The 26,065-nt window shown below is 41.3% G+C and carries 25 protein-coding genes and 1 pseudogene; 22 read left to right on the plus strand and 4 right to left on the minus strand.

The features are described 5' to 3' along the window. Positions 1-129: 129 nt before the first annotated feature. The gene (locus AC4HCY_RS09085) at positions 130-1,095 is read right to left on the minus strand and encodes a peptidylprolyl isomerase (RefSeq protein ID WP_491095901.1); all 966 of its coding nucleotides are present in this window, start codon (positions 1,093-1,095) and stop codon (positions 130-132) included. Positions 1,096-1,343: 248 nt separating this feature from the next. Between AC4HCY_RS09085 and AC4HCY_RS09090 the strand changes: the two genes are divergently transcribed. After that, on the plus strand, positions 1,344-1,841 hold the full coding sequence (locus AC4HCY_RS09090) for a hypothetical protein (RefSeq protein ID WP_323432497.1): 498 nt from the start codon (positions 1,344-1,346) through the stop codon (positions 1,839-1,841). Between the two features lie 23 nt (positions 1,842-1,864). Here the strand turns inward: AC4HCY_RS09090 and AC4HCY_RS09095 are convergent, their stop codons facing one another. Next, the gene (locus AC4HCY_RS09095; RefSeq protein ID WP_442916716.1) at positions 1,865-2,578 is read right to left on the minus strand and encodes an EcsC family protein; all 714 of its coding nucleotides are present in this window, start codon (positions 2,576-2,578) and stop codon (positions 1,865-1,867) included. A gap of 141 nt (positions 2,579-2,719) precedes the next feature. Between AC4HCY_RS09095 and AC4HCY_RS09100 the strand changes: the two genes are divergently transcribed. Further along, positions 2,720-3,178: a YbaK/EbsC family protein gene (locus tag AC4HCY_RS09100; protein WP_491095902.1), complete on the plus strand. Its 459-nt coding sequence runs from the start codon at positions 2,720-2,722 to the stop codon at positions 3,176-3,178. A gap of 41 nt (positions 3,179-3,219) precedes the next feature. On the opposite strand, the gene AC4HCY_RS09105 is transcribed toward AC4HCY_RS09100, so the two are convergent. Then, positions 3,220-3,984 carry an SDR family NAD(P)-dependent oxidoreductase gene (locus AC4HCY_RS09105; protein WP_323432500.1) on the minus strand — a complete coding sequence of 255 codons (765 nt, stop codon included), beginning with the start codon at positions 3,982-3,984 and terminating at the stop codon, positions 3,220-3,222. A 226-nt stretch (positions 3,985-4,210) separates the two neighbouring features. Here AC4HCY_RS09105 and AC4HCY_RS09110 point away from each other — a divergent pair, with 226 nt between their 5' ends. The 4 genes and pseudogenes from AC4HCY_RS09110 (at position 4,211) to ltrA (ending at position 6,571) form a co-directional block, all read left to right on the plus strand. Continuing rightward, positions 4,211-4,570, plus strand: coding sequence for a nucleotidyltransferase domain-containing protein (locus AC4HCY_RS09110; RefSeq protein ID WP_323432501.1), 360 nt, complete (start codon positions 4,211-4,213; stop codon positions 4,568-4,570). Further along, positions 4,560-4,958, plus strand: coding sequence for a HEPN domain-containing protein (locus AC4HCY_RS09115; protein ID WP_323432502.1), 399 nt, complete (start codon positions 4,560-4,562; stop codon positions 4,956-4,958). The genes AC4HCY_RS09110 and AC4HCY_RS09115 overlap by 11 nt, the downstream gene beginning before the upstream one ends. A 281-nt stretch (positions 4,959-5,239) precedes the next feature. Then, the gene (locus AC4HCY_RS09120) at positions 5,240-5,449 is read left to right on the plus strand and encodes a hypothetical protein (RefSeq protein WP_323432503.1); all 210 of its coding nucleotides are present in this window, start codon (positions 5,240-5,242) and stop codon (positions 5,447-5,449) included. Continuing rightward, positions 5,406-6,571, plus strand: a pseudogene (gene ltrA, locus AC4HCY_RS09125) (group II intron reverse transcriptase/maturase). The gene AC4HCY_RS09120 and the pseudogene ltrA overlap by 44 nt, the downstream one beginning before the upstream one ends. A 141-nt stretch (positions 6,572-6,712) precedes the next feature. On the opposite strand, the gene AC4HCY_RS09130 reads toward ltrA, so the two are convergent. After that, positions 6,713-7,426, minus strand: a complete 714-nt coding sequence (locus AC4HCY_RS09130) for a hypothetical protein (protein ID WP_323432505.1) — start codon at positions 7,424-7,426, stop codon at positions 6,713-6,715. A gap of 90 nt (positions 7,427-7,516) precedes the next feature. Here AC4HCY_RS09130 and uvrC point away from each other — a divergent pair, with 90 nt between their 5' ends. The 16 genes from uvrC to AC4HCY_RS09210 all read left to right on the plus strand — a co-directional run bounded on the left by uvrC (position 7,517) and on the right by AC4HCY_RS09210 (position 26,044). Next, positions 7,517-9,376: an excinuclease ABC subunit UvrC gene (uvrC, locus tag AC4HCY_RS09135; RefSeq protein WP_491095903.1), complete on the plus strand. Its 1,860-nt coding sequence runs from the start codon at positions 7,517-7,519 to the stop codon at positions 9,374-9,376. 68 nt (positions 9,377-9,444) lie between these two features. Further along, complete coding sequence (locus AC4HCY_RS09140; RefSeq protein WP_323432507.1) at positions 9,445-9,708, plus strand: PspC domain-containing protein; 264 nt, start codon at positions 9,445-9,447, stop codon at positions 9,706-9,708. Between the two features lie 132 nt (positions 9,709-9,840). Next, on the plus strand, positions 9,841-11,184 hold the full coding sequence (locus tag AC4HCY_RS09145; RefSeq protein ID WP_491095904.1) for an extracellular solute-binding protein: 1,344 nt from the start codon (positions 9,841-9,843) through the stop codon (positions 11,182-11,184). Between the two features lie 143 nt (positions 11,185-11,327). Beyond that, positions 11,328-12,035 (plus strand): coenzyme F420-0:L-glutamate ligase, encoded by a 708-nt coding sequence (locus AC4HCY_RS09150; RefSeq protein WP_491095905.1) that lies wholly within the window; start codon positions 11,328-11,330, stop codon positions 12,033-12,035. Beyond that, the gene (gene murB, locus AC4HCY_RS09155; RefSeq protein ID WP_491095906.1) at positions 12,035-12,952 is read left to right on the plus strand and encodes a UDP-N-acetylmuramate dehydrogenase; all 918 of its coding nucleotides are present in this window, start codon (positions 12,035-12,037) and stop codon (positions 12,950-12,952) included. Before AC4HCY_RS09150 ends, murB begins: the two co-directional genes overlap by 1 nt. 123 nt (positions 12,953-13,075) lie before the next feature. Further along, positions 13,076-13,810, plus strand: coding sequence for a PHP domain-containing protein (locus tag AC4HCY_RS09160; RefSeq protein ID WP_442916717.1), 735 nt, complete (start codon positions 13,076-13,078; stop codon positions 13,808-13,810). Positions 13,811-13,855: 45 nt separating this feature from the next. Further along, positions 13,856-14,722, plus strand: a complete 867-nt coding sequence (gene rapZ, locus AC4HCY_RS09165) for an RNase adapter RapZ (RefSeq protein ID WP_323432512.1) — start codon at positions 13,856-13,858, stop codon at positions 14,720-14,722. A gap of 12 nt (positions 14,723-14,734) precedes the next feature. Then, the gene (locus AC4HCY_RS09170) at positions 14,735-15,769 is read left to right on the plus strand and encodes a gluconeogenesis factor YvcK family protein (protein WP_442916715.1); all 1,035 of its coding nucleotides are present in this window, start codon (positions 14,735-14,737) and stop codon (positions 15,767-15,769) included. A 21-nt stretch (positions 15,770-15,790) separates the two neighbouring features. Beyond that, positions 15,791-16,315, plus strand: coding sequence for a signal peptidase I (gene lepB, locus AC4HCY_RS09175; protein ID WP_323432514.1), 525 nt, complete (start codon positions 15,791-15,793; stop codon positions 16,313-16,315). A 13-nt stretch (positions 16,316-16,328) separates the two neighbouring features. Next, a complete protein-coding gene (gene whiA, locus AC4HCY_RS09180; RefSeq protein WP_323432515.1) occupies positions 16,329-17,285 on the plus strand; it encodes a DNA-binding protein WhiA in 957 nt (318 codons plus the stop codon). 27 nt (positions 17,286-17,312) lie between these two features. Continuing rightward, positions 17,313-18,578, plus strand: coding sequence for a glucose-6-phosphate isomerase (locus tag AC4HCY_RS09185; RefSeq protein ID WP_491095907.1), 1,266 nt, complete (start codon positions 17,313-17,315; stop codon positions 18,576-18,578). A gap of 148 nt (positions 18,579-18,726) precedes the next feature. Next, positions 18,727-22,239: a DNA polymerase III subunit alpha gene (locus AC4HCY_RS09190; protein WP_491095908.1), complete on the plus strand. Its 3,513-nt coding sequence runs from the start codon at positions 18,727-18,729 to the stop codon at positions 22,237-22,239. Positions 22,240-22,301: 62 nt separating this feature from the next. Further along, positions 22,302-22,499: a hypothetical protein gene (locus AC4HCY_RS09195; RefSeq protein ID WP_323432518.1), complete on the plus strand. Its 198-nt coding sequence runs from the start codon at positions 22,302-22,304 to the stop codon at positions 22,497-22,499. 352 nt (positions 22,500-22,851) lie between these two features. After that, positions 22,852-23,811: a 6-phosphofructokinase gene (gene pfkA / locus AC4HCY_RS09200; RefSeq protein ID WP_491095909.1), complete on the plus strand. Its 960-nt coding sequence runs from the start codon at positions 22,852-22,854 to the stop codon at positions 23,809-23,811. Positions 23,812-23,823: 12 nt separating this feature from the next. Beyond that, positions 23,824-25,578: a pyruvate kinase gene (gene pyk, locus AC4HCY_RS09205; RefSeq protein ID WP_491096102.1), complete on the plus strand. Its 1,755-nt coding sequence runs from the start codon at positions 23,824-23,826 to the stop codon at positions 25,576-25,578. A 40-nt stretch (positions 25,579-25,618) separates the two neighbouring features. Beyond that, positions 25,619-26,044: an acyl-CoA thioesterase gene (locus AC4HCY_RS09210; RefSeq protein WP_491095910.1), complete on the plus strand. Its 426-nt coding sequence runs from the start codon at positions 25,619-25,621 to the stop codon at positions 26,042-26,044. The last annotated feature ends 21 nt before the right edge of the window (positions 26,045-26,065 follow it).

A 26,065-nucleotide genomic window follows, 5' to 3' on the forward strand; every position in this document is an offset into this window, starting at 1 on the left:
GCTGCGTTAATATTATATTATTTTTAATAGGTATAAAATAAATAATAACAGATAAATTGACCCTATAGATTTTCTGCAGGGTCAATTTATCTGTTATTTTCCGGAGTTGTTACGGTTATTCTATTATAATTATAGGTTTTCCATATACTTTATTACTTCGGCTTTTGATTTTAACTCTTCAAAATAGGAAGTAAAATATTCATTTTTCTTATTGGAAAGCAGCTCATCTTTAATCTGAGTCTTAGTCTCATCAAAGCTTAATACTTTTCTATCCTCTACTTTAATGATATGAAATCCATAGTCGGATTGCACTAAACCGCTTATTTGACCAGGCTCTAAGGAAAATGCAGCCTTCTCAAACTCAGGAACCATGTCACCGGCGCTGAAGTAGCCTAAGTCGCCGCTGTTTTCTTTTGCACTGGGGTCGATTGAAAATTCTGCAGCCAGCTTGTTGAAATCCTCACCGGATTTGGCTCTTTCCAGAATTTTTGTTGCCTCTTCCTTGCTCTCCACCAAAATATGGCTTGCCTTAACGCTTATAAAGCTGTTCTTCATAGAGTCATAGGCTGCTCTAAGTTCATTCTCAGGCACATCCATCGATTCTGTAACTTCATTGATAAAATTACTGATAACCATTCTCTTGCGGATGCTGTTTATTACATAATCTTCTGTGATGCCCTGGGCAGCGAGGTAATCCTTATATTCTTTATCTGATTCAAACATCTGCCTGATATATTCGACTTCCTCATCAACTTTATCCTGAGAAGCAATAACACCTAAATCAGCAGCTTTCTTCAATAGGATCGTTTCATCGATCAAAGAGTTTAAGAGCTCCTCTTTTGCAAAATCTATATATTTTTTGCCGCTAACTTCTTTTTCCCATATTTCCGGTCCATAATTTTGCTCTTGCTGGACCTTAAATATATTAAACATATCATCGTAATAAGACTTTTTGATTTCCTGGCCTGCAGCCTTTGCTACAATAATACTATCTGCTGCCTGGGCAGTATTAACAGAACTGCAGCCGGTAAGCAGAACAGATATGGCCAGCATTGAAATAATTAACACCATGGATAGGCTTCTTTTCTTATTCAATAAATCATCTCTTTTCTTTTAAAGTAATAGTGTATTGCCAGATGTCGCATAATTAATATTATAAGCTATTTCAACTGCTATGTAAACAGTACAAGCTTGACGCAAATCGAGGTACAAGGCTTTCAATAGAATATTTCGAATACAAAGTATTTTAAAATGTATTTGATATGATATTTATGATAGAATAATAATATAACATATTGGTTGTAATAGCATAGTATTTTTCAGTAAAAGATAGGAGAGATCGCATGAACAATTTTTTGAAGAAAATGGTAGACCAAGGTTTTATGACAGAGGGTCAAGGAAATTATATAGAAGAGTCGATAATGAGAAAAGACTGCTTGATAATTTCCGGACACAGAGGCTGGGGTATCCTCCCACTTATGGCTGCTGCCGGTGCAGTTGCTAAGGGCAGCTTTAAAATCAAACAGGTGAAAGGCTTTGAAGATCTTAAGGAAGAGACAGATTATTTTCTTATAGCCGATCTTGCGGATATAGACTATGCAAAGCTCATTGCAGATGCTATCACAGCACCCAATTCTTCATTTATAGGCCTTAAAGACCCGGACCATCCCTATTCCATACTTAAAATGCTAGGAGATGTTTATAAAGCGAATGGGCCTACGGCAAAGATTTTTCAAGTCCTTGAATGTGCCAAAATAAATGATGAAAAAAAGCTTTCTAAGATAACTCAAATAACTATGAATGAAAATGGGAAATTGGCAAAGGTGGATTTCAAAGAATAAATCCACCTTTGCCCAATCGGGTTCTATAGAATTCTCATCCTGTAAGAGTTCATAGCAGTGATTCCAAGCTTATCCAAAAGCTTGGAATTAGTATAGGCACCTATAAGTGCCCCTATTCCGGGCACCATCTGCAAAAGCTTCGCAATGTCTATATAGTCCCGGTATTCTTGCTGAAACCCTCTCCAATCAAAAAGCTCTAAACTGCTGGGCAGAGTTCTGGAAAGCTCCTCCCAGTTTTCCATTTCATAAAAAATTCTATTTGCTGCAGTTTGGCTTGAAAAAGCAAGCTGAAATATTTTCAAGATATATAATCTTTCCTTGTAATCTCTGACATCAAAGCCATAGATGGATGCGACATCATATAAAAATTTGATTTTTATGCTAAGAAGCAGTGGAAAGTCTGCAAAGCCCATCAGCACTCCCCCGGCACCTGTACCTGCGCCTTCAATCATAGCGGTTTTTTTATAAAAGCTTATCTTTTCCTTGACCAGTTTTTCTCTTCCTTCAAAGGGCATAAGCATATCAGGCTTTCTGGTTGTATATTCAGACCCTGATAGCACGACCCTGACCATATTTTTTATAGCAGAAGTAAGGATTTCATGATATTTATCAGGCAGCATGCTGTTGATCTTATTTTGAACGCCCTTCGAAGCTTTATTGATTATAGAAGGCCTTTTCCTCATTCTTTTTTTCCATTCATTTAATTCTATAGACGCGGTTATATAATAGGTATCTATCCCAAACACCTGCCTTATAACAGAAAGTATAATAATACAATATCTTTTAATATTCATAAGCCTGTGGTTAGCCTGGCTTCTCTTATATTGTTGTATTATAATGATATTATAATACAAAAGTATAAATATCGGAGGATAAAAATGAGTATAGAAAGTGTAAAAAAACAATTTAAAGATGAGGGGCTTCCCCTGGAAGTAATAGAGATGGATACGAGCACGGCTACGGTGGAGCTCGCTGCGGCGGCACTTGGAGTTGAACCGGCAAGAATAGCGAAGACTATGGCATTCAGGCTCAAAGATAGGGATATATTGCTGCTGGCGAAAGGTGATGTAAAAGTAGATAACAGAAAATTTAAAGACAATTTCACTGAAAAGCCAAGATTCATCAGCTTGGATGATTTGGAAGAGGCTACGGGGCATCCGGCAGGCGGAGTATGTCCCTTCGGATTGATCAAGCCACTGGATATCTATCTGGATGAGTCCCTTAAAGTTTTCGATTATGTATTTCCTGCCGGGGGAGGAGCAAACACTGCCGTGAAGATCAGTGTGGATTACCTGGCAGAAGTGACAAAAGGCGTATGGGTAGATGTTTGCAAATAATAAACGCCCTGCAGGCTAAGCCTGCAGGGCGAATAAATGTCCTAAAATGCAGTCCAACCGCTGTCTGCGGTTATGCACTGACCATTGACAAAGCTGGAATCATCGGAAGCCAAGAATAATGCTATAGTTGCAATCTCCATGCTTTTTCCGTTTCTCGGATTTCCGCCTATGTTTGCCATAATGACACCAATGCCTTCTTGATTTGCATTTTTCATGAAATCTCCTGTGGCAATTTCTGTTTCTACACCGCCGGGGCATATAGCATTGCATCGGATGTTCTTCTTAGCATACATGTATCCGGTATTTTTAGTCAAACCGACCACCGCATGCTTGGATGCGGTATAAGCAGCTCCGGCCCTTGCTCCGTATAAGCCGCCTATGGATGCAACGTTGATGATATTTCCGCTGCCCTGCTTCAAGAATATTTCTACTGCTTTTCTGCTGCTGTAGAAAGGTGCAAATACATTTAAATTAAAGACTTTTTCCAGCATTTCATCTTTTACATCGCCCACAGGGCTGAAATCATCCATTATACCTGCATTGTTTACCAGAATGTCTAGTCTGCTGGAGTCGCTATATGCAAAGTCGATAATCTTTTCGGCGTCTTCTTTTTTCGTCAAATCTGCGCCATATGGAATTATTTTTCCTGCAAAATCTTTTGAACTGGCGGCCAATTCTTCCAGCCTTTCTACCCTTCTTGCCACAGCATAAACAGTAGCGCCTTCTTTTGCAAACAGATAGGCGATATCCCGGCCCATTCCGGCGCTTGCTCCTGTAACAACAGCGATTTTACCAGCTAATTTCATAGTACATCCTCCTAACATCGTATAAATTTTAACCAATAATGCTTATGAGTTATATTATACATGATTTCTTAAGTTTTGGAAATAGCCGTCTATCCGTTGTGCTTGGCACCGCTCAGCCCATCCAAGAGATTGCATCTGTAAATTCATCTGATTTCGTTTCTAATTGATTACAGTCACATGTTAGTATATAATATAATAAACAAAAAGATTGGTGGTGGGGATTTTTATGGCACGCCTTGCTGCAAAGACTCAACAACAAACATATGAAATAATAAACGTATATATTAATGAAGTTAAACTTGTTTTGGGAGAAAGACTGAAAAAGGTTATGCTTTTCGGCTCCTATGCGAGGGGCGACTTCGATGAAGAATCTGATATTGACATCATGCTGATGATAGATGATGATGAAAGCAATTTGAATAAATATGATGATATATTAACGCCTATTGAGGTTAATATAAATTTAAATAATGACGTATTTATTGTGCCTGTTCTGATGAGTGAGAAGAAATTTGAAAAGTATGAAAATGTCGTACCCTTCTATAGAAATGTTGTTAACGAAGGTGTGATACTATATGAACAATGATTTTGCAGAATTATCAAAATATAGATTAGCCAGAGCTAAAGAAGACCTGGATAATTCAAAAGCAAATTTGAGAGATAACTATTTAAAAGGCACCATCAACAGATCGTATTATGCAATATTTCATGCAATAAGAGCTGTATTGGCTTTAGACGGCTTCGACGCTAAAAAGCACTCTGGGGTAATTACGTATTTTAATCAGTATTATGTAAAGACAGGAATATTTGATATAGAGGCTTCTACTATTGTTCAAAAGGCTTTTAAAATCCGCAATAAAAGTGATTATGATGATTTTTATGTTGTAAGCAGGGATGAAACGGAAGAACAGGTATACAATGCTGAGCATTTTGTCAGTATGATCGAGCAGTATTTAAAGGGGAAAAATGAATAAGTATGTTTTTCGTATTTAAAGAGCCAACAGCTGGCTCTTTTTTAATACGTGCGTCCAGCGAAGCTGGACCACACTTGCCGGTGCAAGTCCGGTACGGGTAGTTGCCAAGAAGCCCGTTAGCTAATCCCGGTGCGTCACAGTAATGTGGGGTGCTGAGCGGGAGGATAAAGTACCTGTCTAGAAAACAGGGCGAGCGAAAATACAGGTCGTAACATAAAGTGAATTCTGCCGCATCGTCAAAAAGGACTCTGGTATACAGAGGGAAAAAGGGAAGTCGAGCCTTGGTATTATGGGCGAAGACCATGGAAGATGGGAAGAACTTGGACAGCACCATCGAAGAATCCCTCGGTGTAGAGGAAGCGACATGTATTGAAAGTGTGGTTCGGAACTGGAGAGACCCTACTTTGCACAGCGAAAGCTGTAGAGAAGCTGCATATAAGCCGAAAGGTGAAGTTGCAAGCTTGCAAAGAGGGAGTCGGAGGCGTTCATAGTACTAGAGATTTTGCAGCCAAGTTAAACAGCAAGAGGAGATTCCATGCTCTCTATGACAAAGTGTATCGGGAAGATATATTGATGGAAGCATGGAAAAGAGTCAAAGCCAATGGTGGAGCAGGAGGTATTGATAAAATATCAATTGCTGATGTAGAAAAGTATGGAGTTGAAAAGTTCGTACAGGAAATACAACAGGAGTTGATAGAAGGGAAATACCAACCTAAACCAGTAAGAAGAACCTACATACCAAAAGGAGACGGCAAACAAAGACCGCTAGGATTACCGACCATAAAAGACAAAATAGTACAAATGGCAGTAAAGCTAATAGTAGAACCGCTGTTTGAAGCTGATTTTCTGGATTGCTCTTATGGCTTTAGACCGAAGCCAAGCGCGCACCAAGCCTTGGATAGAATCCGAAAGGATACCGCTAATAAAGGCTGGTGGGTGGTTGATGCAGATATCAAGGGGTACTTTGATAACATCAACCATGACAAGCTAATGCTTATGGTCAAGCAGAGGGTATCGGACAGAAGAGTCCTAAAGTTGGTATGGAAATGGTTAAAGGCAGGAGTAATGGAAAATGGAGAATTGAATGAAAGCGAGATAGGAAGTCCACAAGGCGGAGTGATATCACCGCTTTTATCTAATATCTACTTGCATTACCTGGACAGTAAATGGGAACTGCACTACAAACACCTTGGGAAACTCATAAGGTATTGTGACGACTTTGTAGTAATCTGTAGGACAAAGAAAGAAGCAGAACACGCACTAAAGGCAGTGAAAACTATCATGGATAAGTTGGAATTGGAACTACATTCTGAAAAGACAAGGTTAGTGAGTCTATGGGATGGGAAAGAGGGATTTGATTTCCTAGGATTTCACCACAGGAGATTAAAGACGGAGACAGCAAGAGGTCAGATATTTAGCGAAACGCATCAATTTCCATCAAAGAAAGCCATGAGGAAGATGAGGGAAAACAGCTGAACAAGATAGGTTGGTATATCATAAAGAAGTTTACTATATGGTATAACCAAAAGACTCAAAAGAGAAGACGCCTTTCACAGATTTCTAAAGTCCGAAAGCTTATTTATGAGAGAGGACTGCAAAAGCTTGCAGCATAGCGAATGCTGAAGGAAGAAGAATATCGGAAAGCCGTGTGCGAGAAAACCGCATGCACGGTTTGATGAAGGGGGAAGTGAAAAATTTCACTTCCCTACTCTACCATACTCCCAGAAATGTTGAAGCAACGGTATAATTGGTGTCTATCCGTTGTGCTTGGCGCCGCTCAGCTTGCTCTCCGGCACGTGGTTCTGGAGCAGAAGCCCTCTTATCTTCTTGATTTCATCCTCTGGAGCAGTGATGGTTATGGGGCCAAGGTCGTAGGTCTGATAAAGGGTTATCTTTTTTTTCATATATCTGAAGCCTTCAATTCTTTCAAAGGGGTAAAAGCCCGAGGAACTGGGATAGTTTGCGCTGATGGGGAGTTCGAGGCGCAGATCATATCCGGTTACTGCCACTCCTTTATCCGTTACCACAATCTTCATTGATTTATTAAACAAATTAAACAATATTTCTGTTATAATAATGAATATAAAAAGCAAGGCTATGCTCCAGAGGGTGTATTTATTGAGCCTTTCTCCTCTGAAAAAAGGATAGATTACAGGTATTGAGGGGAAGACATATATTATCAGCCTGTCGACCAGCCTGAAAGGAGCTATATAATACTCCCCTACAATATTATAATGACCAAGCTTTTTCATCTGTCTTTGGGTATATTTAAAGCGAAAAATGGCTTGGGAAAAAACCAGCAGCATAGTGCTAATCATTATATTCAAATAACCCGCGATTACAGGCATGAGCCCTGTTTCATTCTGGGCGGCAGGAGTAATTCCCAGTATCATATTGAAAACAACCGAACCTATAAGAAAAACAAACAAAGAAAGTATAAAAGCTACAAGCTTCATAGAATTAGACAAGTATAACACCTCCATATCAGATAAAATGATTATATATAAAATTTAAAAATAAATCAAACAAAGCTTTAGTATAAGAAAAGGGGCAAGCTCATGATAAACCTGGAAGAAAAACTAAAAAACCTCCCTGATAAGCCGGGCGTATATATAATGAAAAATGAGGATAATCATATTATTTACGTTGGAAAGGCAATTAATCTAAAAAATAGAGTAAGGCAATATTTTCAAGCGTCAAGAAACCAGCCTCCCAAGGTTTATGCTATGGTGGAAAATATCCGGGATTTTGAATATATAATCACCGCCAGCGAATTGGAGGCATTGATACTGGAGTGCAATCTGATCAAGAAGCATAGGCCCAGATATAACGTGATGCTCAAAGATGACAAGCAATATCCCTACATAAAGGTCACCCTCAATGAAAGCTACCCCAGAGTCCTTAAGGTCAGAGAGGTAAAAAAAGACGGAGCAAAGTATTTTGGACCTTATACAGATGGAAGGGCGGTAAACCAGACCATTGAGTTGGTTTCCAAAATATTTCCCATAAGGAGCTGCAGTAAAAATATTGAAAGGATTGCAGGCAAAGAAAGGCCCTGCCTTAACTTTCATATAAAAAGATGCATAGCGCCCTGCACAGGGAAAGTGAGCAAAGAAGAATATAACAGGATAGTTAAATCAGTATGCCTTTTTCTTGAAGGAAAGCAGCAGGATTTGCTTGAGGATCTCCAGGGAAAAATGGCGGGATATGCGGAGAGCCTGGATTTTGAAAAGGCTGCGGAGCTGCGGGATCAGATCGACTCGCTTAAGAAAATCAGTGAAAAACAGATAATAATATCCTCTAGATTGGAGGATCAGGATATAATTGCTTATGCTGAGCAGGTCGAAACTGTTTGCATCCAGGCTTTCTTCGTAAGAAAAGGAAAGCTGATCGGAAGGGAAACCTTCTTCTTATCTGACCTTGGAAACAGCGACGGAAGTGAAATAATAAGCAGCTTTTTGAAGCAGTTTTACAACAAGGTCTTATATATACCCAAAACCGTACTCGTGCCTGATGAGTTTGAGGAAAAGGCAGTGATTGAGGAATGGCTGGGAGAAAAACGGGGCTCAAAGGTCAGCATAATTGCCCCCCAGAGAGGAGATAGGAGGAAACTGGTGCAGATGGCCCGCAGCAATGCGGAGGAAAATCTGAGGCTGGAGATGGAGAAATCCGAGAAAGCAAAGAAAATATCAGAAGCCTGCAAAGAACTGGCAGGTTATCTGGATATCGGTGAGGATATCTATCGGATTGAAGCCTTTGATATTTCGAATATTCAAGGAGTGGACAATGTGGCCTCCATGATAGTATTTGAAGGCGGCAAGCCTGCCAAGAAGAATTATAGAAGATTTAAGATAAAGGGCTTTGAAGGTCAGGATGATTATGGGAGCATGAGGGAGATACTAGGTCGGAGATTCACTCATGGCATTGAAGAAAGGAATAAGCTTGATGAAGAAAAGGTAGACTATTCCCATGGAAAGTTTTCTGAGTTTCCTGATCTTATTATGATTGACGGCGGTTTAGGACATGTGAATGCTGCCACAGAAGTATTGAAGGAGCTGAATATTTCAATACCTTTGTGCGGCATGGTAAAGGATGACAGACATAAGACCAGGGGACTGATATATCATGAAAATGAGATAGCAATACCTGCGAGAAGCGAAGCTTTCAAGCTGATAGCTGTTATGCAGGATGAAGCCCATAGATTTGCCATAGAATACCATAGGAGCCTGAGACAGAAAAAAGTTGCAAAGTCAGTTTTAGATGAGATTGAAGGGATAGGTCCCGGACGGAAAAGAGCATTGTTCAAACATTTCAAGGGAATTGAGGATATCAAGAAAGCGTCTATTGAAGAATTGGGGGCTGTGAAAGGCATGAATAGAAAAGCAGCAGAAAATATATATAATTTTTTCAATAAATAAGACTTTTCCAACAGACTGCCGTATATAGTTACAGAAGCACCTAAAAGCGCTAATTGGAGGTAAATGATATGAACAAAAAATTGTATAAATCGAGACATAATAAGACTCTGGCCGGGGTATGCGGCGGCTTGGCCGATTATTTTGATATTGATGTAACCATAGTAAGGCTGATATGGGTTGCCTTCTTCTTCTTGAGTGCGGGCCTTCCAATCCTTCTTGCATATATCATAGCGGCATTTATAATACCCGAAGAGCCGGTGGACAACTACGATCAAAACAATCCCTATGCGAATGTAAACTATAAGGTAGAAAAGGATGAACAGGACAGGTAGCAATACCTGTCATTTTGTTTTTTTGTGCTATTTCTTCTTCTGCCGGAATATAAATTAAGGAGAGAATATGTATGCTGTGCGAGCAATCCAGGCTCTCGAAACCGGAAGCACGAAGCCAAAGGGAGTGTTTTAATGAAGATGAAAAGAGCTGTCACTCTTTTTTTATGCATTATAATGACCATATATATTTTTACAGGACCGGCTATATTTAAGCGATATGCCGTAGACTACAGAAAAAGCTATGAGCCTAAGACTAACGAACCGGAGTGGAAAGGAATCATAAGATTCTGGGATTATCCCAATCTGGACACGACCACCGGCAGCAGATTCGGATGGATAGAAAAAAGGATCAGGGAATTTGAAAAAAAGAATCCGGGAGTTTACGTAGAATTCAGGCCTCTGGATATACAAAACGGCAGAACTACTTTGATGGCGGCTGCAAAGATAGGGGCACATCCTGATATTGCCCCTGTGGGCAGCGATTGGTTTTTTATTTCTTCCGGACTTTTGGACGCTTTGGACGAGTATATAACCGATGCAAACAAAAATGATTTTGATAAAGAGGCATTGGAATCCGTAAGCTATAGAGGCAATGTCTATGGCATACCATGGGCTGCCAGAGGCTATACTTTGCTGCTGAATAAGCGCATATTTGAGCAAAGAGGAGCAGAGCTTCCGAAGGATGGCCAGTGGACTTATGAGGAGTTTATTGATAGCCTGAAAAAGCTTACCCATAAGGGAAACAGAAAAGGAACAGGCAGCACTTATGGTCTCAACGGCTATATTGACCCGGGATGCTATAACCTTACAGGCATTTTGATGAGTGACGGGGCCCAGTTCATTGATAGCAGCGGAAATTACATATTCAACAGTCCCATAGCCCTGAAAGGCTTGCAAAAGCTATATGAGCTCAAGCATAAGCATGCGGTGACCCACCCGCAATTCGGAGAGATGGGCAAAGGCCAGGCCTTCAGCACTTTTTTGTCAGGACAATGTGCTGTTTTGCTCGCTGATGCATGGATGGCCCAATACATCAAGAACATAGGCGGCCAATATGGAATCGACCTTGCCGTAGCCGCTTATCCCAGGGGAGAAGCAGAAATGCCTGTATATATGAATGATATATACTATTCTTATGGTTTGTTTAAACAGGAAGACCCGTTGAAAAGGAAAGCCTGTGCAGAGCTTATCAATTATATCACCGATGCAAGCTTCACTCAGGACTTAACGAAATTCGGATACTTTTCTCCAAGAAAATCAGGCAGCATGATATATGGTGGAGATGATGCCATGTATGCCATCAACAGGGAACTGAGCTATGCTGAAAACCTGCCAAGGCATAAGAATTGGCAGGAAATAGATGCAGTTATACAATATAATATCAAAGAGATGCTTAACTCCGGAAAATCTCCTGAAAAGGCATTGGAAGATATGAAAACTCAGGTAAATAAATATTTTTCATATCAGAATGATTAATACATAAAATATTGTCAAATAATTATATAGATACCCGGCAGCATAATGTTGTATAATTAAGTAACAATTGTTCACTGCAATAAAGCATAGGTGAACTGGTTATCAGTTAGAACAACAGGAAATAGGTAATCGGAGGAGATAATATGTCGGAAGAGAAAAGCAGAGAAAAGGAAAAGCAGCCTGTTATTGAATATAATAATAAGAAGTACATAAGGATACCGGTTAAGACTCATGTAATAATGAAAGAAGACAATATTGCTGATGTGGTAAAGAAATATACCCAGGAGATTTTAAAGGAAGAGGATATAGTGTTTATCAGTGAAAAAGCCGTGGCCATAACTCAAGGCAGGGCTTTTCCATTGGATGAAATCAAGCCAAGACCTTTAGCCAGATTTTTATCCAGGTACGTCACCAAGACAAAAGCCGGCATAGGACTGGGGATACCTGAGACTATGGAGATGGCTTTGAGAGAATGCGGAGTTGTTAAGATACTTTTTGCCGCTGTTGTAGGTTTTTTAGGGAAGCTCATAGGACGAAGAGGAGATTTTTACAGGATAGCCGGATACAAGGCATCTTCTATTGACGGACCTACGCCAAACACATTGCCGCCATATAACAGATATGTAGTTTTGGGGCCGGAGAACCCTGATAAGGTTGCAAGGCAGATAAGCGAAAGCGTAAAGGCTGAAGTTGCGATAGTCGATATAAATGATCTGGGAGGAAATATATTGGGAACTTCCAAGGAGATAATGGATAGGAAAGGGCTTTTAGGCATATTGAAGGACAATCCTCTGGGCCAGTGCTCGGAACAAACCCCAATAGGGATTATAAGAAAACTGGAAGTTGATTAATGGTATATATCAGAGGAGGATTAGTTTTGCAGCTTAATGATTTATTTTCTAGCGTAAAGTATGACGAGCCAATGAAGGATTACACCTCTTTCAAGGTGGGGGGAAATGCGGATATCTTTTTTGAGCCTGAAAATATAAGGGAACTCATTGAGTTCATCAAATATGTGAAAGAAAATAGCATACCATATATCTTGATGGGCAATGGAACCAATATGGTCGTGTCTGATGAAGGAATACGGGGAGCGGTTATAAAGCTCGGCGATAAAATGTCCGCTGTTGAAATAATGGAGGACAGACTCATTGCCCAGTGCGGAGCCAAACTGCCTGAGGCGGCAAAGATAGCCGCCTGCCACTCCTTATCCGGCATGGAGTTTGCCAGCGGCATACCCGGTTCTATCGGAGGGGCCATATCTATGAATGCAGGGGCCTATGGTGTAGAAATGAAAGAGATAGTGGAAAAAGCAGAGGTACTGGATTCAAATCTTGAATATAGGGTTCTTCAGAATAAAGAAATGGAATTTGGATACAGGAAGAGCGCGGTTGAGAAATACGGCTATACAGTATTGGGATGCACCTTAAAACTGAAAAAAGCTAATAAAGCGGATATTAAAATGCTTATGGACGAATATACGGATAGAAGGCAGAGCAAGCAGCCATTGAACCTGCCAAGCGCAGGAAGCGTTTTTAAGAGACCTGAAGGCTATTACGCCGGCAAGCTTATCGAAGATGCCGGATTGAGAGGCTATACCATCGGGGGAGCTCAAATTTCCGAGAAGCATTGCGGCTTTATCGTAAACACAGGTGATGCTGCCGCAAAGGATATATACAATCTGATCAAGCACATACAAAGAACCGTATATGAGAGATTCGGGGTTAAGCTTGAAACGGAAATCAAACTGATAGGCAGGTTTGAATAAGCATAGGCCACAGGGCAGGCAGTCCTCTGTGGCTTTCTCATTTCATGCTGCATTCAAAATTGCCTTTTGATAATACTAAGAGTAGTATATAATTAAATTAAACATGAAGAGGTGTCGCATGTGATAAAGCTCTTTGCAGATTATCATACTCATACTATTTACAGCCATGGCACGGGAACAATAATGGATAATGTTACAGCGGCAAGAGAAAAAGGCTTGAAAGAAATAGCCATTACCGATCACGGCTTTAGGCATTTCAGTTTTGGCGTAAAGAGAGAGAATATAAAAAAGATGAGAGCCGAAATAGATGAGATCAATGAAAAATATAAGGATTTTAAAGTTCTCCTCGGCATGGAATGCAATATAATCAGCAGAGACGGGCACATAGATCTGGATGATGAAGCGATGAGATATATGGATATCGTGCTGTTGGGATATCACATGATGGTGGTATTAAAGGGAATCCCTAGCTTTGTTAACCTTTATGGGAAAAATTATATTTCAAGGATTAACAAAGCTATGGCAGAGGAAATGAGGCAGTCCAATACGGATATAATGATAAATGCCATAAAGAAGTACAAGGTAAATATTATTACACATCCTGGCGCCAGAATATCTATGGATACAGGACGTTTGGCTGAGGCGGCGGCAAAAGTGGGCACTGCACTGGAGATAAATTCAAAGAGCAATATAATGACTGTGGATTATCTGAGGGTTGCGGCAGGCCATGGCGTCAAATTTGTGATCAACAGCGATGCTCATACACCCCAGGATGTAGGCAATTTCAGAAATGCCGCAGAGTTGGCAGAATCGGCAGGATTGACCGGTGCTCAGATCATCAATGCGTATGATTCTTAATCGCTGTTCAACACTGAATGAACTCTCGTTCAAGGAGGAGATATATTGAAATTTGTTATAATAACCGGTTTATCAGGAGCAGGGAAAAGTCAAGCCGTTAAGTTCCTTGAGGATCTAGGTTTTTTTTGCGTAGATAACTTGCCTCCTGCACTTATATCAAAGTTCGCTGATATATGCAGCCAGAGCAGGGGCAGTATAGAAAAGATCGCTATAGTTACGGATATCAGAGGAGGAAAATTCTTTGATCAGCTTCAGTCAAGCTTAGATGAACTTGAGAAAGGAGGCTTTTACTATGATATCCTATTTTTAGAGGCTTCCGACGAGACTTTGATAAAGAGGTTTAAGACCAGCCGAAGAATGCACCCTCTGGCAGGTGACGGAAGGATAATAAGGGGCATAAAAGCTGAAAGAAAAAAGCTGGAGGAAATAAAGGCGAAAGCTACTTATATAATCGATACTACGAATATGAGCACTTCACAGCTGAAACAGGAGATAGTCCATCTTTTTGTGGAAGGAGGAAAGAATGAGAAGCTTATTGTAAATATTATTTCCTTCGGATTCAAATATGGAATTCCTTTGGATGGTGACCTGGTCTTTGACGTAAGGTTTTTGCCGAATCCATATTACATTGAATCCATGAGAAGGCATAGCGGACATGATGAAGATGTGCGTGAGTATGTGATGAAATGGCCTGAGGCCTCAATATTTATGGAGAAGCTCCTGGATATGGTGGAGTTTTTGATACCATATTATATAAAAGAAGGTAAAAGCCAGCTGGTGATAGCCATCGGCTGTACCGGCGGCAGGCATCGCTCCGTCACCATTTCCAATCTGCTCAGCCAAAAGCTGAGGGAGAAGGATCATAGGGTGATAGTGGAGCATAGAGATATAGATGAAGAAGGAAACTGTTAGTGATGGGGGAAGATGATTTTGGAAAGGAAGGCTTCTGGAGGTTTGATTAAGGATAATGGTTGGGCTATCGGAGGCCCTAAAATAGTGGCTATAGGTGGAGGAACAGGTCTCTCCACACTGCTGCGGGGCCTTAAGGCTTACACTTCAAATATAACTGCCATAGTGACTGTGGCTGATGACGGGGGAGGATCGGGAATACTCAGGAATGATCTGGGCATACTCCCTCCCGGAGATATAAGGAATTGCATTCTGGCTTTGGCCAATACGGAGCCCATTATGGAGAGCTTGATGCAGTATAGGTTTAAAGAAGGCAGCCTGCGCGGCCAAAGCTTCGGCAACCTCTTTATTGCGGCTTTGAATGATATATGCGGAAGCTTTGATAATGCCATAAGAGAGATAAGCAATGTTCTTGCTGTCACAGGCAGAGTTGTGCCTGTGACTTTGGAAGACATCACTCTTTTCGCTGAATTAGATGATGGAACTATTATAAAAGGAGAGTCCCAGATACCTATAAGACAGATCAGCAGCAATAAGAAAATAAAAAGAGTGTATCTGGAGCCCGCAGAATGCGAGGCCATGCCTGAAGCTTTGAAGGCTATAAAGGAAGCTGATGCGGTGATCATAGGCCCGGGCAGCCTCTATACAAGCATCATACCGAATTTCATGGTTAAGGGTGTAGCTAAAGCCGCCCATGAAGCGGCTGCGATGAAGATATACATATGCAACATGATGACGCAGCAGGGGGAGACCTTGGGATATGATTTGTCGGATCACATAAATGCTATAAATGAACATGCAGGACATGATATAATTGAATATGCAATAGTAAACTCGGGCAGGATACCTGAAGATTCAGCCTTAAGGTATATGGACGAGTATGCCAAGCCGGTGGAAATAGATTGGGACAATATAGCGGCAAAAGGGATCAAGGTCGTGGGAGACGACTTTGTAAGGATCGACAAAGGATATGTACGACATGACTATAATGCACTGTCAAGATGCATATTCAAGCTGATAAACCAAGAACAAAAGGACAGTATTTTTTAAAGTAAAGGGAGAGAGATGACTTTGAGCGAAAGTATTAAGAATGAGATAATATCATGGATAAAGCTTATTGCAACTGCTTTTTTGATTGCATTTATTCTAAAAACCTTTGTTTTTCAAATTGCATATGTTAAAGGCCCTTCTATGGAGCCCACCTTGTATCAGGGCCAGATACTTATAGTATCTAAGCTGAGCTATAGGATGAGAGCTCCTAAAAGAGAAGATATAGTGGTCATAAATGACAATCTTGAGCACAAGGATCTGATAAAAAGAGTTATTGGTCTTCCCAAGGAAGAAATAGATATAAAAGATAGCTCTGTATATATAAACGGAAAATTGCTGGAAGAGAGCTATATACAAGTGCCTACTTATGAAAATGACTTCAGTAAAGCGATAGCACCGGATAACAAATATTTTGTTTTAGGCGACAACAGGGTAGAAAGCAGGGACAGCAGGTCTGATTCTCTTGGTTTTGTAGATAGAAAAAATATAATAGGGAAAGCAGTATTTAGACTATGGCCTCTGAATAAAGTAGGCACAATCAAGTAAAGGTGGTGCTTCCATGTCCTTTTCATCAAAGGTGAAAAATGAAATTGCTAAGATCAATGATAAAGAATCCTGTTGTCAGATAGCGGAACTGTCTGCCTTGATAAAAATGAACGGTACCATACAGATCCTGGGCCAAAACAGGATAGGTATAAAGCTGACAACAGAGAATGCAGCTATAGCAAGAAGAATTTTTTCCTTGATAAAAAATAATTTTGATATTCAGACTAGAGTGTCCATGACAAAAAATAAGCAACTGAAGAAGAATTACAGCTATACTCTTTTAGTAGATTCGGATGCGGCATCTGAGAATATTTTAAAAAAGCTCTCCATAATGAATGAAACTGCAGGAGGCTATAAAATAAATTATAAAATACCGGCAGCCATCATAAAGAATGATTGCTGCAAAAAAGCTTATTTGAGAGGTGTTTTTTTAGGAGGGGGTTCTATAAGCGATCCTGAAAAGACCTATCATCTTGAATTGGTGACGAGCAATGAGATCTATGCAGAGGATATTAAAAATCTCATAAATTGCTATGGATTGAACGCAAAGATAGTCGTCAGAAAAAGCAATTTTGTGGTCTATCTTAAAGAGGGAGAAAATATCGTTGATTTTCTCAATATAATAGGCGCTCATAGTGCATTATTAGATTTAGAAAATGTTAGAATATATAAAGAAATGAGAAATAATGTTAACAGAATAGTCAATTGCGAAACTGCAAATCTGAGCAAAACGGTAAATGCAGCCATGCGGCAGATAAACAACATAAAGTATATAAAAGAAAGCATGGGACTCAATAAGCTGCCCAAGAACCTCAGAGATATTGCAGAAGCGAGGCTGCTCTATCAGGATGCGAGCCTTAAAGAATTAGGGGAGACCATAGATCCCCCCGTGGGCAAATCCGGGGTCAATCATAGGCTGAGAAAGCTTGATGAGCTGGCTGAAAAATTGAGGGAAAGAAAGTTCCGATAAAAAACATATTTTTCAGGAGGGTATCTATTGAAGGGTATAAAAATAGGATATTCAGAAGGTTATATTCAGAAAGAAGCTTTGAATTCATATGCTGAAAAGATCGATTCAATCCATAGAATTCTCCATAGCCAGGCCGAATACGGCAAAATGCCTTTGGGTTGGCTGGACTTGCCCATAAAATACGATGCAAAAGAGCTGGAGAAGATAAAAAGTACAGCCCGCAGGATTAAAGACAGCTCACAGATATTTGTATCTATAGGCATCGGAGGCTCATACCTGGGAAGCAGAGCAGCGGTAGAATTATTATCCGCTGGTTCAACTCAAATACTGTTTGCCGGAAATAATATGAGCGGCGCCTATCTGCAGTCTGTTATAGATGCTATTGGGGATAAAGATTTCAGCCTTTGCGTCATATCCAAATCCGGAACGACCCTGGAAACAGCTTTGGCTTTCAGAGTTCTCAAAGAGCTGCTGGAGAAAAGGCATGGCAAAGAAGAGGTCAGGAAAAGAATAATAACTGTGACTGATAAGAATGAAGGCGCATTGCGAGGGATGACTGAGAAGGAAGGCTATGAAAGCTATGAGATTCCTGAAAATATCGGCGGCCGGTATTCGGCTTTGACTCCTGCAGCTTTGATCACCATGGCAGCTGCAGGGATAGACATTGATGAAATACTAAAAGGGGCGGAAGAAGCCTATAGGATATATGATAATCCGTGCCTGGAGGAAAATTATTGCTACCAATATTCTGCACTGAGAAACATATTGTATGGAATGGGAAAAGGCATAGAGGTGCTCATAAACTATGAACCTTCTATGGCGTATTTTGGGAAGTGGTGGCAGCAGCTTTTCGGAGAAAGCGAAGGCAAGGCCGGAAAAGGCATATTTCCGGCGACCTTGCAGTTTACCACGGACTTGCATTCCATGGGACAGTATCTCCAGGAAGGGAGAAAAGATTTATTTGAAACTATAATCAGCGTAGAGAATCCGCCTGCGGATGTGCGCATACCATATTGTGCCGATGATTTGGACGGTCTGAATTATTTAAGCGGCAAGACGCTGAACTATATAAACAAAGCAGCCTGTGAAGGTGCTATGAAGGCTCATGAAGAAGGCGGACTGCCGGTGATATCTCTGCAGATACCTTCTCTGGATGAGCATAGCTTTGGACACCTGGTATATTTCATGCAAAAAGCCTGCGCAGTAAGCGGTTATTTATTGGATATAAATCCCTTTGATCAGCCGGGCGTTGAAATGTACAAGAAAAATATATATAAATTATTAGATAGTTAACACTGAACTAGCCCGCCCTAAGACTCCGCCGCTATAAGCGGTGAGTCTAAGGGCGGCTAAGTCCAGCATGGACTCGACTAACATTCAGTGGAGTTGAAACCCCACTGAATGAAGTCTCGTTCAACAAGACGTGAAAGGAACGGATATTATGAGAGATTTTGTTCACCTTCATGTTCATACTCAATACAGTCTTTTAGACGGTGCCGGCAGATTGGACAAGATAATGGAGATGGCCAAGGAATTAGGAATGAAGTCCGTCGCCATAACCGATCATGGGGTCATGTACGGCGTAGTGGATTTTTATAAGCAAGCCAAGAAGTACGGCATAAAGCCTATAACAGGCTGTGAGGTATATGTGGCAACCAGAGGGATGGAAGACAGAGATCCGAAGCAGGACAGCGACCAGTACCATCTGGTGCTCCTGGCAAAGGATGAGACAGGTTATAAAAACCTTACAAATATTGTATCTCTCGGATTTGTCAAAGGCTTTTATTATAAACCTAGAGTAGATATGAAGGTTTTAAGACAGTATTCCGAAGGAATAATTGCTATGAGTGCCTGCCTTGCAGGCTCAGTGCAGCAATTCATATTAAAGGGAAATTATCAAAGGGCTAAAGAAGAAGCCCTGGCTTATTTGGATATCTTTGGTGAGGGCAATTTCTATCTGGAGCTGCAGGATCATGGGATAAGAGAGCAAGCCTTGGTAAACCAGGAGCTGGTGAGAATGTCCCAAGAGACGGGCATACCCTTAGTGGCTACCAATGATGTCCACTATATAAAGCGGGAGGATGCCAAAGCTCATGATGTGCTTCTATGTGTGCAGACAGGCAAAACTGTAGATGATGAAAACAGGATGAAGTTTCAAACCGATGAATTCTATATAAAGTCGCCGGAAGAAATGTATGAGCTGTTCAAATATGCACCGGAAGCCATAGATAACACAGTAGATATTGCAAACAGATGCAACCTGGATTTTACCTTCGGCCAGGTGCATTTGCCTAAATTTGACGTTCCCCAAGGTTATACCTCGGATTCCTATCTCAGGCATATATGTGAAACAGGGATGAGCAAGAGATATGAAGCTATCACTGACGAGATTAAGGATAGGATGAACTATGAGCTGGGCGTAATAGAAAAGATGGGCTATGGGGATTACTTCCTCATCGTATGGGATTATGTCAGGTTTGCAAAGGAAAAAGGTATAATGGTGGGTCCCGGAAGGGGCTCAGGAGCCGGAAGCATAGTAGCTTATGCAATCGGTATTACGGATATTGATCCCATTAAGTATAATCTGATATTTGAGAGATTTCTCAATCCCGAGAGAATAAGCATGCCGGATTTTGACGTGGATTTCTGCTATGAAAGAAGGCAGGAAGTCATAGATTATGTAGTAGAAAAATACGGCAAGGAGAGAGTTGCACAGATCATAACCTTCGGTACAATGGCAGCCCGCGCTGCCATAAGGGATGTGGGAAGGGCATTGAATATGCCCTATGCTCAGGTGGACAGCGTGGCTAAAAAGATTCCTATGGAATTGGGCATGACTATAGATAAGGCTCTGAATGTCAATGTGGAACTGAGAAATCTTTATGAGGAAGATGAGAATATAAAGCAGCTTATAGATATGTCCAGAGCTTTGGAAGGAATGCCTAGACACGCCTCTACCCATGCTGCGGGAGTGGTCATAGCGAAAGAGGCCGTTACAAATTATGTGCCTCTTCAGATGAATGAAGATGTGCTTACCACCCAGTTCCCTATGACTACCCTTGAGGAATTGGGACTCTTGAAGATGGACTTCTTGGGTCTCCGCACTCTGACGGTCATAAGGGATACCCTGGAGATAATAGGAAAGCAAGGCCTGGATGTGCCTGATCTTTCAAAAATTGATTATAATGAGAGCAAAGTATACGAGATGATATGTGAAGGGGAAACCTACGGTGTATTTCAGCTTGAAAGCGGCGGAATGACTCAGTTTATGAAGGAGTTGAAGCCGTATTGCCTGGAAGATATCATAGCAGGTGTTTCTCTATATCGTCCGGGGCCTATGGATCAGATCCCCAGATATATAAAGAACAAGCATAATCCGGAGCTGGTCAGGTACCTGCATCCCAAGCTGGAATCGATATTAAGCGTCACCTATGGCTGTACTATATATCAGGAGCAGGTAATGCAAGTGTTTAGAGAGCTTGGCGGGTATTCTATGGGAAGATCCGATCTGGTCCGAAGAGCCATGTCAAAGAAAAAAGCAGATGTAATGGCAAAGGAAAAAGAAAATTTCATAAACGGAATCACTGATGAGAACGGCAGCATCATAGTTCCGGGCTGTGTCAGAAACGGCATAGATAAGGGTACCGCCGAAAAAATATTTGATGAGATGGCGGAATTCGCAAAGTACGGCTTTAATAAGTCCCATGCTGCCGCATATGCAGTTGTGTCATATCAAACCGCATGGCTGAAATATCACTATCCTGTGCAATTTACCGCAGCCCTCATAACCAGCGTCATGGGAAACAGCAGCAAGGTGGCGGAATACATTCTAAACAGCAGGAAGCTGGGGATAGAAGTCCTTCCGCCGGATGTGAATGAGAGCGATGTCAACTTTGCAGTTAAAGATAACAAAATAAGATTCGGCCTGGCAGCAGTAAAAAATGTGGGCATAAACGCTATCAATTCAATAATAGAAAACAGAACCGAAAAAGGTATTTTCGAAAGCCTTCATGATTTTGTCAATAAGGTGGATCTGGGCGTAGTCAATAAGCGTACCGTTGAAAGTCTCATCAAATGCGGTGCTTTTGACAGCCTGGGCGTATATAGAAGTAAGCTCATGGCAGTATATGAAAGGCTCATGGACTGTGTCCATGATCAGAGAAAGAATAATATAAAGGGTCAGCTATCATTGTTTGATGACAGTATTTGTGATATATCCATAAATCATGATATTTACCCTGCCCTGGATGAGTATCCTAAAAATATTATGCTGGCCATGGAAAAAGAAATGCTGGGTCTTTATATCAGCGGTCATCCGCTTTTGGAGTATAAAGAAGAACTGGACTACAAAACGAGCATCAATACAGCGGAATTGATAAAAGAACCTTCAGAAAATATAGATGTTGACGAGGATATTTTTGAACTGGACGAAAAAAGAGTCATAATGGGAGGCATATTAGAATCAATAAAGACGAAAACTACAAAGAATAACAGCATGATGGCCTTTGCGCAGCTTGAAGACTTATATGGATCTATAGAGATGATTATCTTTCCAAAAACCTATGAGAATTATAAGGAACTGCTCAAGCCTGATAATATAATTCTGGTAGAGGGCAGAATAAGTATAAAAGAAGAGGAGAGTGCAAAAATAATCTGTGAGAAGATCTCCCTTTTAAATAAAGACGATAAAAGCTTGCCTAATAAGAACAAAATGTTTGAAAAGCTGTATATTAAAATTGATTCGGAAAAAAATCCGGGACTGCTGAACTCAGTAAAAAAGATTCTTGAGAAAAATAGAGGTGATCAACCTGTCTATGTGGTTGATGAAGCCAGAAAGGCCAAGCAAAGCTCAAGAGTTATGCAGGCGCCGCGAAGCATATGGGTCACAATCAACGATACCCTGATTGAAGAACTAAAAAAAACTTGTGGAGATCAATGTGTTGCCTTGAAATAATTTAAGTATTACATTAAACTTAGGATTAGGGAATAGTCCGTGAACTAAAGGAGGCATCATGTATGTGGACAGTAATATATATTGCTAAAAACAAGAAATCGGCCGAAAAGACAGAACAGCTTCTGACGCAGGAAGGCATGCTTACGAAAATCCAGCCTGTTAGCAAAGGGGCTGCTCAGGAAGATGGTTATTTTGAGGTTTTGGTGCCGGAAGGCGAAGCTGAGGAAGCACAAAACATAATATATGAATCAGGGTATTAAGGCAGACCGCTGGGGTCAGGGAGGCGGAAACCAGGTCAAGTCACTGAACTTCACAAAAAATCACTGAAGGTTTGATAATGGTCGTTACTGTTCATAAATAAAAAAGCGTATGCCGTCATTCTGAGTGAAATCGATAATCTTAACTGGAATGACAGCTTTGTAGAATGTTTAGCGCTTTATATGTAGAAACCAATGAACAATAAAAAGAGGAATCCGGATAATTAACAAAAACCTCTAAAAAATTGAAATGGTAAATAAAAAATCTTTCTGTGTTTTTTGTGAAAAATTCCGTGTCTTTCAGTGGTTTCGGTCTCTTCTTTTTTTGAAAATAAAGAATAAAGGGGGAAACTTGATGAAGAACATTGCCGTATTGACAAGCGGAGGAGATTCTCCGGGCATGAACGCAGCTATAAGGGCCGTTGTGAGGACATCCATATATAATGGGGCAAAGATATATGGTATAAAAAGAGGATTTAACGGGCTTATACACGGAGATGTCATAGAGATGAACCTTTCTTCTGTGGCAGATATCATCCACAGGGGAGGAACTATACTAAGAACTGCCAGATGTGAAGAATTCCAGACTGCAGAAGGACTGAAAAAAGCAGTAAATATTGCGGATGTGTTTGATTTCGACGGCATAATTGTAATTGGCGGCGACGGGTCCTTCAGAGGCGCCAAAGAGCTGTCAAAGAAGGGCATAGCCTGCATAGGAGTGCCGGGGACTATAGACAACGACCTGGCTTATACTGATTTCACAATAGGCTTTGATACGGCAGTGAACACAGTGCTTGATGCTATAAATAAAATAAGGGATACCACAACATCCCATGAACGGATAAGCATAATAGAGGTAATGGGCCGAAACTCCGGAGATATTGCCCTGTATTCAGGCTTGGCGGGAGGTGCTGAAAGCATCATAGTGCCGGAGGTGGAATACACCTGTGATGATGTCTGCAAAAGGCTGCTGCAAGGTAAAAACAGGGGAAAGCTGCACAGCATCATACTGCTGGCTGAGGGAGTGGGAAAGGCAACAAAGCTAGCCGAAGAAATACATAATAAGATCGGCATGGAAGTAAGAGTAACAATACTGGGTTATCTTCAGAGGGGCGGCAGCCCTTCAGCCTTTGACAGAATTCTTGCAAGCAGGCTTGGTGCAAGAGCCGTGGAAGCATTATTGCAGGGCGAATCCGGCCAGGCAGTCGGCATCGGAGATAATAAAATCATAAGCGAAGACTTTGGAAAAGCGCTGGAAATGAAAAAAACCTTTAATACGGATATGTATGAGTTGGCAAAGATACTATCAATATAGCGGGGTGAGATGATGAGAAAAACTAAAATTGTGTGTACCATAGGTCCGACCAGTGAGAGTGCCGAAATGTTGGAAAAGCTTATGAAAGCAGGCATGAACGTGGCCCGGCTGAACTTCTCCCATGGGACCCATGAAGAGCACAAGCTGAGGATAGACAGTATAAAAAAAGTGAGACAGCAGCTTAACAAGCCGGTGGCCATAATGCTGGATACAAAAGGTCCGGAAGTGAGATTGGGCAAGTTCAAAACGGGTTCCGAGGAATTGGTCGTCGGGCAAAGCTTTACTCTTACAACCAGAGATATCGAGGGAGATAACGACATTGTAAGCATAAGCTATAAATCTTTGCCGGACGAAGTAAGCAAAGGTACAAGAATACTTATTGCAGATGGCCTGATCGAGCTTACTGTCACGGATAAGAATGAAACTGATGTATTCTGCCGGGTAGTGAACGGCGGTACTGTAAGCGACAGAAAGAATGTGAACATTCCGGGGGCCACATCAAAGCTTCCTGCAGTTACAGACAAGGATATAGATGACATAAGCTTCGGCATAGACAATGATATAGATTTCATAGCAGCCTCATTTATAAGAAAAGCTTCTGATGTCTATGAAATAAGAAGGATTCTTGAACAAAGGCATGCAGATCATATCCAGATAATCTCTAAAATAGAGAATCAGCAAGGCGTGGATAATTGTGAAGAAATCCTGCGGGTTTCGGATGGCCTGATGGTCGCCAGGGGAGATCTGGGCGTAGAAATACCTACTCAGGACATACCCCTTGTGCAGAAGCGGATGATAGCAATGGCTAATGCTCTGGGCAAGCCGGTGATCACAGCGACTCAGATGATGGAATCGATGATCCGCAATCCAAGGCCTACCAGAGCTGAGGTTACAGATATTGCAAATGCGATATTTGACGGTACTGATGCTGTCATGCTCTCAGGGGAGACAGCAGCAGGGAAGTATCCCTTTGAGACTGTAACCACTATGGCAGCCGTAGCGGAGAGAACAGAGACTGCTTTGGACTACAGAAAGAAACTGGTGAAAAGTGACGGAAATAATGATATAACAGTTACCAATGCCATAAGCTATGCAAGCTGCGCAGCTGCTATGGATCTGGGGGCTTCCGCCATAATCACTCCTACCCAATCCGGCTCCACAGCCAGGATGGTTTCCAAGTACAGGCCCAAAGCACCTATAATAGCGGCAACTCCGGATGAAAGAGTGGCCAGAAAATTGAGCTTGAGCTTTGGCGTTGCTCCTGTAACGGTAATTCCCACAGACAGCACCGATGAGATGATACAGCATTCTGTAGATAAGGCATTGGAAGCAGAATTGATTGCCAATGGCGATCTTGTTGTTATTACTGCAGGGATACCTGTGGGTGTAGCGGGAACCACCAATTTGATAAAGGTTCATGTAGTAGGCGAGATCATTGCTAAGGGAATGGGCATAGTCAATAAAGCCGCAACAGGCAGAGTTTGCATCATTAAAAATGGGGAAAAGGAAATCGATAAAGTAAATGATGGCGATATCTTAGTAGCTGAGGCTACAGATATTGATATGATACCTTTCATGATGAAAGCCGCTGCTTTTATTGTGGAAGAAGGGGGCCTCACTTCACACGCTGCCATAGTAGGTCTGGAGCTTGGAAAGCCTGTAGTGGTCGGAGTCGAAAAAGCTGCTGATATTTTGACAGACGGACAGGTCGTCACGGTTGACGGCAGCAGGGGTTTAATATACAGAGGCAGGGCAAGGGTGCTGTGATTGTCTTTGATGGGCCTCATCAAGAAAGACAGGTGAATATATGATACATGAAACAACCCTTAGAGCCAGATATGGCGAGACAGATCAAATGGGTATAATCTACCATCCTAATTATTATGTCTATTTTGAAATAGGAAGGACTGAATTTCTAAGAGAAATGGGAGGCATGTCATATAAGGACATGGAGGATGCGGGAATCATGCTTCCAATAGTTGAAACCCACTGCAGATATAGGATACCGGCTAGATATGACGACTGTCTGGTTGTAAAGACCGGTATAAAGGATATGACGGTAGCCAGAATATCTTTCAGTTATCAGCTTGTAAGGGCTGAGGACGGGGAGATCCTGGCAGAGGGCGAGACGGTGTCTGCCTTCACAAACAAGGAAGGCAGACCTGTAAACCTGAAAAAATTTAATCCTGAGATTTATGACAAGCTGTTTTCTTTTAAAACCAAGGCGGTGTAGCAGGGAACGCATTGTATGCGT

The organism is Lutispora sp. QWL-02, from assembly GCF_058315355.1.